The 12190-nt window shown below is 60.7% G+C and carries 12 protein-coding genes; 2 read left to right on the top strand and 10 right to left on the bottom strand.

Features of this window, described 5'->3' with window-relative positions; all coding sequences use genetic code 11:
• Positions 1–42 precede the first annotated feature (42 nt).
• On the bottom strand, positions 43–252 hold the full coding sequence (locus HU739_RS11490) for a cold-shock protein (RefSeq protein ID WP_002554837.1): 210 nt from the start codon (positions 250–252) through the stop codon (positions 43–45).
• 355 nt (positions 253–607) lie between these two features.
• Between HU739_RS11490 and dcd the strand changes: the two genes are divergently transcribed.
• Together dcd and HU739_RS11480 are read left to right on the top strand one after the other, a co-directional pair.
• Positions 608–1174: a dCTP deaminase gene (gene dcd / locus HU739_RS11485; protein ID WP_007904652.1), complete on the top strand. Its 567-nt coding sequence runs from the start codon at positions 608–610 to the stop codon at positions 1172–1174.
• Positions 1175–1281: 107 nt separating this feature from the next.
• A complete protein-coding gene (locus HU739_RS11480; RefSeq protein WP_186552415.1) occupies positions 1282–1488 on the top strand; it encodes a hypothetical protein in 207 nt (68 codons plus the stop codon).
• Between the two features lie 45 nt (positions 1489–1533).
• On the opposite strand, the gene pdeM is transcribed toward HU739_RS11480, so the two are convergent.
• From pdeM to HU739_RS11435, 9 genes are all read right to left on the bottom strand, one after another.
• A complete protein-coding gene (pdeM, locus tag HU739_RS11475; protein WP_186552416.1) occupies positions 1534–2190 on the bottom strand; it encodes a ligase-associated DNA damage response endonuclease PdeM in 657 nt (218 codons plus the stop codon).
• A complete protein-coding gene (locus HU739_RS11470) occupies positions 2187–4676 on the bottom strand; it encodes a ligase-associated DNA damage response DEXH box helicase (RefSeq protein ID WP_186552417.1) in 2490 nt (829 codons plus the stop codon). Before HU739_RS11470 ends, pdeM begins: the two co-directional genes overlap by 4 nt.
• Before the next feature lie 187 nt (positions 4677–4863).
• A complete protein-coding gene (locus HU739_RS11465) occupies positions 4864–5628 on the bottom strand; it encodes an ABC transporter ATP-binding protein (protein ID WP_186552418.1) in 765 nt (254 codons plus the stop codon).
• Between the two features lie 13 nt (positions 5629–5641).
• The gene (locus HU739_RS11460) at positions 5642–6760 is read right to left on the bottom strand and encodes a succinylglutamate desuccinylase/aspartoacylase family protein (RefSeq protein ID WP_186552419.1); all 1119 of its coding nucleotides are present in this window, start codon (positions 6758–6760) and stop codon (positions 5642–5644) included.
• 12 nt (positions 6761–6772) lie between these two features.
• A complete protein-coding gene (locus tag HU739_RS11455; protein WP_186552420.1) occupies positions 6773–7483 on the bottom strand; it encodes an ABC transporter permease in 711 nt (236 codons plus the stop codon).
• Complete coding sequence (locus HU739_RS11450; RefSeq protein WP_186552421.1) at positions 7480–8208, bottom strand: ABC transporter permease; 729 nt, start codon at positions 8206–8208, stop codon at positions 7480–7482. The genes HU739_RS11455 and HU739_RS11450 overlap by 4 nt, the downstream gene beginning before the upstream one ends.
• A 56-nt stretch (positions 8209–8264) precedes the next feature.
• Entirely contained in the window at positions 8265–9047 is a 783-nt protein-coding gene (locus HU739_RS11445) for a transporter substrate-binding domain-containing protein (protein WP_186552422.1), read from the bottom strand.
• Between the two features lie 372 nt (positions 9048–9419).
• Positions 9420–11108: an ATP-dependent DNA ligase gene (locus HU739_RS11440; RefSeq protein ID WP_186552423.1), complete on the bottom strand. Its 1689-nt coding sequence runs from the start codon at positions 11106–11108 to the stop codon at positions 9420–9422.
• Complete coding sequence (locus tag HU739_RS11435; protein WP_186552424.1) at positions 11105–12139, bottom strand: ligase-associated DNA damage response exonuclease; 1035 nt, start codon at positions 12137–12139, stop codon at positions 11105–11107. Before HU739_RS11435 ends, HU739_RS11440 begins: the two co-directional genes overlap by 4 nt.
• Positions 12140–12190: the final 51 nt, after the last annotated feature.

Raw genomic sequence — 12190 nt, 5'->3', positions numbered from 1 at the left:
CCCGCTTTTAAGGGCGGGGCTTTTTTCTAAAGACGCTACAAGTTAGATAACTTGTACTTCTTCAGCTTGCATGCCTTTCTGACCGCGGGTAGCGATGAAAGAAACCTGTTGGCCTTCTTTCAGGCTTTTGAAGCCGTCGGATTGGATAGCTTTGAAGTGAACGAACAGGTCGTCACCGGATTGTGGGGTGATGAAGCCGAAGCCTTTTTCATCGTTGAACCACTTAACGGTACCGGTTTGGCGATTAGACATGGTGTAACTCCTTGAACAAAGATAACTGCGACTCAGGAAGAACCCTGGCCGAGACTGAGTGCAAAGAGCAGGAAAAATTCTTGTAGATGGTTGGATCGAAATTCAACATATCGTGTAGAGATTCTCAGTGACACAAGCAACACAGTGACGCCACCTTAACCCTTTTTCAGGAACGTGCCAATGGTTCTTGCGAAGGTTTCTCCGATTTCGGGATCGACGGTCTGCCAGTTCGTCGCCAGAACGCGTAATTACGGGGTGTTCGCCGAGAATTGCGATGTGCACTTTGAACGCAGCGGCGCGCCCGGTAAGATGCCGGACAGAATTTTTCCACCTCGCTATTCAGGACAAACCCGCCATGAGCATCAAATCGGACAAGTGGATTCGCCGCATGGCGCAGGAACACGGCATGATCGAACCGTTCGTCGAGCGCCAGGTGCGCGGCAGCGATGACAGCCGGGTGATTTCCTACGGCGTGTCGAGCTACGGCTACGATGTGCGCTGCACTAACCACTTCAAGGTGTTCACCAACATCAACTCCGCCATTGTCGACCCGAAAAATTTCGACGCCGGCAGCTTCGTCGACATTCACAGCGATGTCTGCATCATTCCGCCGAACTCCTTCGCGCTGGCCAGCACCGTTGAATACTTCCGCATTCCGCGCAATGTGCTGACCATCTGCCTGGGTAAAAGCACCTACGCGCGTTGCGGCATCATCGTCAACGTCACCCCGCTCGAGCCTGAGTGGGAAGGTCACGTGACCCTGGAATTCTCCAACACCACCAACCTGCCGGCGAAGATCTACGCCAATGAAGGCGTGGCGCAGATGCTCTTCCTCGAGTCCGATGAGGAATGCGAAGTGTCCTACAAGGATCGTGGCGGCAAGTACCAGGGCCAGCGTGGCGTGACATTGCCGCGTACCTGATTTGCCATCCGACGGGCGTCGGGAATTCTTTGGCGGGCAGACACTCTATGGGGTGTACTGCCCGTTTTTGTTACAGACAAATACGGGCCTTCAATGAGGAGTGCCCTATGAAGATCGATCCGCGAATCAGCGCTGAACTGGCAAGGCTTGAGCCCAATCAGATAGGCGTCCTGGCCTGGTCGTTATTGGCGAATCCGTCTTTGAACCTGTCTGGCGTGCCGGGTCAGCCCGATCCCGATACTCCCAACGAACAGCCGACCGAACCGGGTGAACCGACACTGCCGGACGAACCGCCTCCGGCGCCTGTCGCCTGATTTGCCTGTAGGTCGATGGCTCGTCTATCGAGGTCGGTGAGGACTTCAGTTGACGGGCCATATTTCGTTGTCACCGATGACAAAAATCCTGCAGGTGTCGTCCCGCTCGACCGCATAGCCGCCAGTGAACGCGCCGAAGGCCGGTAGCAGGCTGACCTGTTCGCCCAGCCTGAAGCACGCCAGTCTTAGCCGTTGCCGTCCCTTGCCATGCAAGTGATAAACGGGGTGTACGTGCCCGGCGAGGACGTGTCGCTCCGGATGCGGGTCCGGCTCGTGCTGTAAGGCGAACGGCCCCAGCAGCATGGGCTCGGGCACCACACGAATGTTCAGCGAGGCCGGTGGATCGCCGGCGCGCTTGTCGTGATTGCCGCGAATCAGCGTCATCGGCAACGCGGTGTGCCGAGCTCGCCATTCGGCTAATGCGCTCAGCGTGGCCGGCGCATGCGAGCCAGGGCCATGGAGAAAATCCCCTAGGAAGATCAACTGGCGGCACGGCAGCCTCGCCAGCAGCGCGTCGATCACCGCGATATTGCTCGCAGTGGTGCCATGCGGCACTGGCTGACCAAGGCTGCGATAGGCCGCTGCTTTGCCAAAATGCACGTCGGCAATCAGCAGGGCCTCCTGCGCTGGCCAGTACAACGCCTTCTCCGGCAGCAGCCACAATTCTTCGCCTGCCAGACGCACCGGGTACGCCGCGCTCATGCTGACTGCGCCTTGTCAGCGGTTTTTTCCAGATCTCCAACCATTCTTCTGATCCTGTCCGCGAGTTTTTCCGAACTCATGCTTTCGCGCATCCGCTCCACCAGCAGGGGGAATCCCAGCGGGGTAGGACGTTTAACCTGATGCACGTCCAGTTTCATCCGCTTGATGCGTTCCAATGTCTGTTCCAGGCGAAGAATATCCAGCTCTTCGCGCAGGACTTCTTCCCCGGCCTGCGCCAGCAGCAAGTTGTCGGCGTCGTATTGTTTGAACACTTCGAAGAACAAGCCGCTCGACGCTTGCACTTGGCGGGTGCTTTTCGGTGCACCGGGATAACCGGCGAACACCAGTCCGGCAATGCGCGCAATTTCGCGAAAACGGCGCAGCGCCAACTCGCCAGCATTGAGGCTGGCCAGCACATCCAGCAACAGGTCATCGGCGTTGAACAGTCGTGCGTCGAGATGCGTCGCCCAATCCAGCGGCGTGGCGCTGAGCAGTTCCAGCCCGTAATCATTCACCGCTATCGAAAAGGTCACCGGCTGGCGCTGGCTGACCCGCCATGCCAGCAGACTCGCCAGGCCCAAATGCACCTGGCGCCCGGCAAACGGGTAGAGGAAAAGGTGCCAGCCCTCGCGGGATTTCAGCACCTCGGCCAGCAGATTCTCGCTGGTAGGCAAGCCGGACCAACGCATCTGTGTTTCCAGCAGCGGTCGCAGCGCCTGCATTTCCGGGCCGGCAAACTCACCACGGGCTGCCGCGCTGAAACGCGCGACCACCGCTTCGGCCAGTTCATTGGATAACGGCATGCGACCGCCATTCCAGCGCGGCACCGCGGCTTTTTTCGCGGTGCTGCGCTTGACGTAGGCGGTCATGTTCTCCACCCGTACCAGTTCCAGCAGGCGGCCAGCGAAGAGGAAGCCATCGCCGGGTTTGAGTCGAGCGATGAAGCCTTCCTCGACACTGCCCAACTGTTTACCCCCACCCCCCTTGCTCCAGAACTTCAGATTGATGCTCGCGTCGCTGACAATGGTGCCGATGCTCATTCGGTGGCGTCGCGCCAGACGAGCATCCGGCACCCGCCAGACGCCATGTTCATCCGGCTCGACCCGGCGGTAATCCGGGTAAGCCGTCAGCGACATCCCGCCATGGCGTACGAAAGCCAGCGCCCAGGCCCAGTCGGCAGGTGTCAGGTCGCGGTAGGCCCAGGCGCCACGGACTTGTTTGTACAAATCTTGAGGAATAAACCCACCGCCAAGGGCCATGCTGACCAAATGTTGCACCAGTACATCCAGAGGCTTTTCCGGCGACAGGCGCGGTTCGATGCGGCGTTGCTCGACGGCATCACGAGCCGCGACCGCTTCGATCAGCTCCAGGCTGTGGGTCGGCACCAGCGTCACGCGCGACGTGCGTCCCGGTGCATGGCCGGAGCGCCCGGCGCGCTGCATCAAACGCGCGACGCCTTTGGCCGAGCCAATCTGCAACACGCGCTCGACCGGCAAGAAATCCACACCCAAGTCCAGGCTTGAGGTACACACCACGGCTTTCAATTGACCATTCTTCAGGGCCTGTTCGACCCAGTCACGGGTCTGGCGCGACAGCGAACTGTGGTGCAAGGCTATCAGCCCGGCCCAATCCGGCCGCGCTTCAAGCAGTGCCTGATACCAGATTTCCGATTGCGCCCGGGTGTTGGTGAACACCAGGCTGCTGGCGCAAGCGTCCAGTTCGGCGACCACCTGCGGCAGCATCTTCAGACCGATATGCCCGGCCCAGGGAAAACGCTCGATGGCCGGCGGGAGAAGGGTGTCGACCAGCAGGTTTTTTTCGCTTTTGCCCTGAACACTGATGCCGCCGCCCTGTGGGATCAGCACTTGCTCGGCGTGGGATTGATTACCGAGGGTGGCGGACACGCCCCAAACGATCAGTTCCGGCTGCCAATGCCGCAGGCGGGCGAGGGCCAGTTGCAATTGCACGCCGCGTTTGTTGCCGAGCAATTCGTGCCATTCATCCACGACGATCATGCGCAGGGTCGACAACGCGGTGCGCGCATCGGCGCGGGCCAGTAGCAGAGTCAGGCTTTCCGGGGTGGTGATCAGCGTCGTCGGCAGACGTCGGCCCTGGCGGGCGCGTTCGCTGCTGCTGGTATCGCCGGTGCGCAGGCCGATGGACCACGGAATCTGTAAATCATCCACCGGGATTTGCAGCGCGCGGGCGGTATCGGCGGCGAGGGCGCGCATCGGCGTGATCCACAGCACCGTCAACGGCTCGGCCGGCGGTTTGCGTTTGCGCGGTGTAGCCTCGGGCGGTTGCAGGCGGGCGAAGCGGTTGAGCGCGGCAAACCACACCGCATAGGTTTTACCGGCGCCGGTGCTGGCGTGGAGCAACCCGGATTCGCCGTTTTTCACCGCCGCCCACACCTGTTTCTGAAAGGCAAACGGCTTCCAGTCGCGGGCGTTGAACCAGATTTTTGCGTGGTCGGGGGATCTCGCCATGCCGGCTGCGTGCGCTCTGGAGGGGTTGTTTCAGAGACAGCGAAGCGGGGGGGCAAGTTTAACTTTTTGGCTCGCCCCGCCCCCTGTAGGAGAGCCTGCTCGCGATAGCGTCATCACATCCAGCATTGATGTGACTGACATACCACTATCGCGAGCAGGCTCACTCCTACAGGGAATGTGTATGGCGTTATTTCAGGTTTCCGCTCAGGAATTGCTTCAGGCGTTCGCTTTTCGGATTGCCCAGCACTTCTTCCGGCGCACCTTCTTCTTCCACCAGGCCCTGATGCAGAAACAGCACCTGGCTGGACACCTTGCGCGCAAAGCTCATCTCGTGCGTGACCATGATCATCGTCCGGCCTTCCTCGGCCAAGCCTTGAATCACTTTCAACACCTCACCCACCAATTCCGGATCGAGCGCCGAGGTCGGTTCATCGAACAGCATCACTTCCGGCTCCATCGCCAGCGCCCGGGCAATGGCCACGCGTTGCTGCTGACCACCGGAAAGAAAGGCCGGGTATTGATCGGCAACCCGTGCCTGCAAGCCGACCTTGTCCAGATACCGGCGGGCGCGGTCCTCGGCCTCCTGTTTGCTGCAGCCCAGCACCCGGCGTGGGGCCATGGTGATGTTTTCCAGCACGGTCATGTGGCTCCACAGGTTGAAATGCTGGAACACCATCGCCAGCCGTGTGCGCAGGCGTTGCAGTTCATCGGCATCCGCCACGTGCATGCCGTGGCGATCGGTGACCATGCGGATCGCCTGGCCGTCGAGGCTCATGGCGCCGTCGTTGGGTTGTTCGAGAAAGTTGATGCAGCGCAAAAAGGTGCTTTTGCCCGAGCCGCTGGCGCCGATCAGGCTGATCACGTCGCCGGTTCTGGCCTTGAGCGAAACGCCTTTGAGCACCTGATGATCGCCATAGCTTTTGTGCAGGCCTTCAACGGTCAGTTTGTACATGGGACGAGCATCCTCAAGGCGAAAGTAGGTAACCGCTGCGATAGGCTTCGGCGCCTGCGACGTGGGCGATGACCATGCCGGCAGTGGCCATGCGCCGCAGCGAGCGCGCATACAGCAGGCCGGCGGCGGTGCAGTGAATGGGGGTGACCTTGTCGTGGATCGGGTCGATGATTTCGGCAATCTGCTGTCCGGCTTCCAGGTATTGGCCGGGCGCCGCGCAGTACACCAGCAGGCCGCCGACCGGTGTGGTCACAGGTTCCACGCCGGCCAGCGGCGTGGCCGGGGATGGCAGCGGTGGTTGCGGTTTGGTTTCGCCGACGATGGCGTCGAACTGCACCAGATAATCGATCAGTGCCTGGCAGTCGCGACTGGCCATCGGATGGTTGACGTCACCCTGACCGCGCAACTCGACGGTGACCGAGAAACTGCCCAGCGGAATGTCGAACTGCTCGGCAAAACGTTCTTTCAGTTGCCACCACAGCAGGGTGAAGCATTCGTCAAACGACTGGCCGCCGGAATCGGTGGCCAGCAGGCTCGCCCGAGACTCGATGTAGCGCGCCAGAGGTTCGACCTGCGGCCACGCTTCAGGCGTGGTGTAAAGATGCACCACCGATTCGAAGTCGCAGTGCAAGTCCAGCACCATGTCGGCGTCGCAGGCCAGCCGTTGCAGGGTCAGGCGCTGAGACTGTAATTGCGTCGTCGGGGTCTGTCGGGCGAGCGCGTGGCGCAGGCTGGCGCGAATCAGTTCGAGGTTGTGCTGCGGGTCGTCGTTCAGTTGACCTTCGATGGCGTTGCCGATCTCTTCACTGAGGTCGACGAACCAGCGATTGAAGTTCTGCCCGCTCTCCAGCTCATAGCGGCCCAGCGGCACATCCATCAGCACTTGTTCGAGGCCGACCGGGTTGGCTACCGGCACCAGCACGATCTCGCTACGCAGGCGGCCGGCCGCTTCCAGCTCCGCCAGGCGTTGCTTGAGGTGCCAGGCGACGAGCATGCCCGGCAGTTCGTCGGCATGCAGCGAGGACTGGATATAAACCTTGCCCTTGGCCTGCTCCGGGCCGAAGTGGAAGCTGTGAATCTGCCGTGCGGTCCCCGGCAGCGGGGCCAGCAAGTCATGAATCTTGTGGCGCATTACAAAAGAGTCCTAGTGAGTCGGGCCGAGGAAGGCCAGCCAGCGGCGTTCGGCGAGGCGGAACAGGCCGACCAGGGCGAAGGTGATGGTCAGGTAGATCAGCGCGGCGATGCCGAACGACTGAAACGTCAGGAAGGTCGCCGAATTGGCGTCCCGAGCGACTTTCAGGATGTCGGGGATGGTCGCGGTGAAAGCCACCGTGGTCGAGTGCAGCATCAGAATCACTTCGTTGCTGTAATAAGGCAACGAGCGGCGCAGCGCCGACGGCATGATCACGTAGGCATACAATTTCCAGCCGGTCAGGCCGTACGCCTTGGCCGCTTCGACTTCGCCGTGGTTCATGCTGCGAATCGCTCCGGCGAAAATCTCCGTGGTGTACGCGCAGGTGTTGAGGGCGAAGGCGAGGATCGTGCAGTTCATCGCATCGCGAAAGAAACTGTCGAGGATCGGCTGTTCGCGCACGGAGGCAAGGCTGTAGATCCCCGTGTAGCAGATCAGCAACTGGATATAGAGCGGCGTGCCGCGGAACAGGTAGGTGTAGAACTGCACCGGCCAGCGAACATAGAAGTGCGGCGAGACGCGGGCGATCGACAGCGGAATCGAGACGATAAAGCCGATGCAGATCGAGGCGGTCAGCAGCCACATCGTCATCGCCAGGCCGGTGATGTTCTGGCCGTCGGTATAAAGGAAGGCTTTCCAGTATTCCTGCAAGAGTTCGATCATCGCACGGCCTCCCGGGCGCCGGCAGCGTAGCGGCGTTCGAGCCAGCGCAGAATGAAGTTCGAGGCGCTGGTGATCAGCAGATAGATCAACGCCGCAAGGACCAGAAAGTAAAACAGCTGATAGGTACTTTTGCCGGCGTCCTGCGCAGCCTTGACCAGATCGGCCAGGCCGATGATCGACACCAGCGCGGTGGCCTTGAGCATGACCATCCAGTTATTGCCGATGCCCGGCAGGGCGAAGCGCATCATTTGCGGGAACACCACGAAGCGAAAGCGCTGGCCGCGTTTAAGACCATAAGCGGTGGCCGCTTCGACCTGACCACGGGGCACGGCGAGGATGGCCCCGCGGAAGGTTTCGGTGAAGTAGGCGCCATAGATGAAGCCCAGCGTCAGCACGCCGGCGCTGAACGGGTCAATCTCGATGTATTCCCATTCCATGTAATCGGTCAGCGTGGTCAGCCAGGTTTGCAGGCTGTAGAAAATCAGCAGCATCAGTACCAGGTCCGGCACGCCGCGAATCAGCGTGGTGTAGAGCTGGGCGGGCAGGCGCACCAGTTTGACTTTCGACAGTTTGGCACTGGCGCCGAGCAGACCGAGCAACACGGCCACCAGCAGCGACATCGCCGATAATTTGATGGTCATCCAGGTGCCTTGCAGCAGCAACGGGCCGAAGCCGTGCAGACTGAAGGAGGCAAGCCCCAGACTTTGCAGAAGGGTTTCGAACATAAATCAGCAACCTGAGCGGATGGAAAAGGCGCCCATCGTGGATGGGCGCCGGAGCATTATTTGCCGCTGTACAAATTCAGATCGCCAAAGTGTTTCTTTTGAATCTCGGCGTACTTGCCGTCGTCGTGTAACGCTTTGATACCTTTATCCAAAAGTGCTTTCAGCTCAGTGTTACCTTTCTTGATACCGATCGCGGTTTTCGACGGCAGCAATTCGCTGTCCACTGGCTGGCTGATTTCATAATCGGCGCCTTTTGGCGACTTCAAAAAGCCCAGCTCGGCTTGCAACATGTCCTGGATGCCTGCGTCGAGACGGCCGGAGGTCAGGTCGGAATACACCTGATCCTGGTTCTGGTAGGCCTGGGTTTTCACGCCGGCCTTGTCCAGCACGGCTTTGGCGTAGGCTTCCTGAATGGTGCCCTGCTCATAACCGACCGTTTTGCCCTTCAGCGAGGCGGCATCAGCGGTGATGCCGGAGCCCTTCTTGAATACGTACGCGGTCGGGCCGGAAAACAACTCGTTGGAGAAGTCGATGACTTTTTCGCGGGCCGGGGTCACGGTCATCGACGAGATCACACCGTCGAATTTGTTGGCCTTGAGGCCCGGAATCATGCCGTCGAAGTCGCTTTCGACCCACTTGCACTTGACCTTCAATTCGGCGCAGATCGCGTTGCCCAGGTCAATGTCGAACCCGACCAGGCTGCCGTCGGCCGCTTTCGACTCGAACGGTGCGTACGAAGGGTCGACGCCAAAGCGCAGCTCTTTGTATTCCTTGGCCAGCGCGGAGCCGGCGGCCATGCACAACGCCAGTGCAGAAAGGGTCAGCAATGCTTTTTTCATTATTCAATCCCTAAGAACCAATATGAGCGCTTGTGGCGCAGAATTATTGTTACTGCAACGCTTACGACCTAGAGAAAGTAGCAATTTCCGAACCAGAGTCCCGAACAAGTGTTTTAAAAGGTTGAGCGGGGAGGCAGGAGGACGATTGAATGCCCGGAAACGGGCGTTGCGATTTCGGTGCACCGCTTTGGATCAAGCGCGAAGCAGAGGGTAGTCAGTAAACTGTGGCGAGGGGATTTATCCCCGATCGACTGCGCAGCAGGCGCCAAAAACTGAGTGCACGATTTCAGGGGGACATTGCTGGGGGCCGCTGCGCAGCCCATCGGGGATAAATCCCCTCGCCACAGGGTTCTGCGTTGTCTCGAGAACCAATCAGGCCAACAGGTCCTGCAGGGTAGCGAGGCTGTCGGCTTCTTCCACGGTTTTGTCCTTGCGCCAGCGCAGCATCCGCGGGAAACGCACGGCGATTCCGCTCTTGTGCCGGCGCGAAAGGGCGATGCCTTCGAAGCCCAATTCGAACACCAGGCTGGGTTTCACGCTGCTCACCGGACCGAATTTCTCCACCGTCGTTTTGCGCACGATGCTGTCGACCTGGCGCATTTCTTCGTCGGTCAGGCCCGAATACGCCTTGGCAAACGGCACCAGCGTGCGTTGGCTCGACTCCGGCGGGCCGTCCCACACGGCAAAAGTGTAATCGCTGTACAGACTGGCGCGGCGGCCATGCCCGCGCTGGGCATAGATCAATACCGCATCGACACTGAACGGGTCGACCTTCCACTTCCACCACACGCCCATGTCCTTGGTCCGACCGACGCCATACAACGAATCGCGCGCCTTGAGCATCATGCCCTCGACCCCCAGTTTGCGCGACGCTTCGCGCTGGCGACCGAGGTCGAACCAGTCTGTGCCGGTCAGCACTGGCGAGGGCAGCAGCACCGGGCTGTTGCAGCGGGCGATCACCTGCTCCAGTTGCGCACGACGTTTGACTTGAGGCTGGTTGCGCCAGTCTTCGCCTTGCCATTCCAACAGGTCGTAGGCAAGCACCACCACCGGCACTTCATCGAGGATTTTCTTGTCGAGGGTCTTGCGGCCGATGCGTTGTTGCAGCAGGGCGAAGGGCTGCACCGCCGGCGGCTCGCTGGATTGCGGGTCGAAGGCATCTTCGGTGGTTGGATGGGTGCTTTTCCACACGACGATTTCGCCGTCGATCACCGTGCCGTCGGGCAAACCGTGCACCAGCACATCGAACTCAGGGAAACGCTCGGTCACCAGCTCTTCACCGCGCGACCACACCCACAATTTGCCGTCACGCTTGACCACTTGGGCGCGGATGCCATCCCACTTCCATTCCACCTGCCAGTCGCTGGCGGGCCCGAGCAACGCGTCGAACTCCTCGACTGGTTGCGACAAGGCGTGGGCGAGAAAAAAGGGGTAGGGCTGACCGCCACGTTGGGCATGCTCGTCGGCGGATTCCGCGGCGATCAGTTTCAGATAACTGGCGGCGCTGGGCCGGTTCGACAGATCGGTGTAACCGACCAGACGCTGGGCCACGCGTTTGCTGTCCAGCCCGGCCATCGACGCCAGCGCGCGGGTGACCAGCAGTTTCGATACTCCGACGCGGAAGCTGCCGGTGATCAGTTTGATGCACAGCATCAGGCTGGGCCGGTCCAGTTGCGCCCACAACGCCGGCAGTTGCCGCGCCAGGTATTCAGGGCTTTCGCCGCGCAGTGGCAGCAGTTTGTCTTCGATCCATTCGGCGAGACCGGCCTCGGAGCTGTGCGAATTCTCCGGCAGCACAAGAGAAATGGTCTCGGCCAGATCGCCGACCGCTTGATAGCTCTCTTCGAACAACCATGGCTGCAGCCCGGACACCTCGACGGCCAGCTCGCGCAGAATACGCACCGGCACCAACTGCCGTGGGCGCCCACCGGACAAGAAATACACCGCCCACCCGGCATCTTCCGGTGCAGCCTGGGCGAAGTACGCCTGCATCGCCGCCAGTTTGGCGTTGCTGGACGTGGTCGCGTCGAGTTCGGCGTACAACTCGGCGAAAGCTTTCATGCGGACGTCTCGGTAACGGTGGGCTCGACGGCGATGTTGTCCTCTTCGTCATCGCCGTATTCGGTGTTGAAGCCTTGTGCGTCCAGACCCTGTTCGCGCAGGTGACGCACGAGCACGCCGATCGAACCGTGCGTGACCATCACCCGTTCTGCGCCGGTCTGGTTGATCGCCCAGAGCAGGCCGGGCCAGTCGGCGTGATCAGATAAGACAAAGCCGCGATCCACACCACGCCGCCGACGAGTACCGCGCAGGCGCATCCAGCCGCTGGCGAAGGCATCGCTGAAATCGCCGAAACGGCGCATCCAGCTACTGCCGCCCGCCGAGGGCGGGGCAATAACCAGGGCCTGACGCATCATCGGGTCGGTTTTTTTCACATCGCCGGCGTAAAGGGTTTGCGGCAGATACACGCCGGCTTCGCGATAAACCCGGTTGAGCGGTTCCACCGCACCGTGGCTAAGGATCGGCCCGAGGCTTTCGTCGATGCCGTGGAGAATCCGCTGGGCCTTGCCGAACGAGTAGCAGAACAACACGCTGGCCTTGCCGGCGGCGATATTGGCGGCCCACCACTGATTGATTTCGTCGAAAATCTGCGCCTGCGGTTGCCAGCGGTAGATCGGCAGGCCGAAGGTCGATTCGGTGATGAAGGTGTGGCAGCGCACCGGTTCGAATGGCGCGCAGGTGCCGTCCGGCTCGACCTTGTAATCCCCCGACGCGACCCAGACTTCGCCACCATATTCCAGGCGCACCTGCGCCGAACCGAGCACATGGCCGGCCGGATGAAAACTCAGGGTGACACCTTGATGGCTCAGGCGCTGACCGTAATCAAGGGTTTGCAGATTGATGTCCTGGCCCAGCCGTGCGCGCAGAATGCCTTCGCTGGCGCTGCTGGCGAGGTAATGCTGATTGCCGCTGCGCGCGTGATCGCCGTGGGCATGGGTGATCACCGAACGTTCGACCGGCCGCCACGGATCGATATAGAAATCCCCGGCGGGGCAGTACAGACCTTCGGGTCGGGCAATAACAAGATCCATGTCGTGACCGCAATGGGGGGCTTGTTAAATATGAGGCTGGGGTGAGGCGGG

This window comes from Pseudomonas hamedanensis (genome assembly GCF_014268595.2).
GTDB lineage: Bacteria > Pseudomonadota > Gammaproteobacteria > Pseudomonadales > Pseudomonadaceae > Aquipseudomonas > Aquipseudomonas hamedanensis.
Note: the sequence above shows the minus strand (reverse complement) of the source record. Positions and strands in the feature narration are given on the sequence as shown.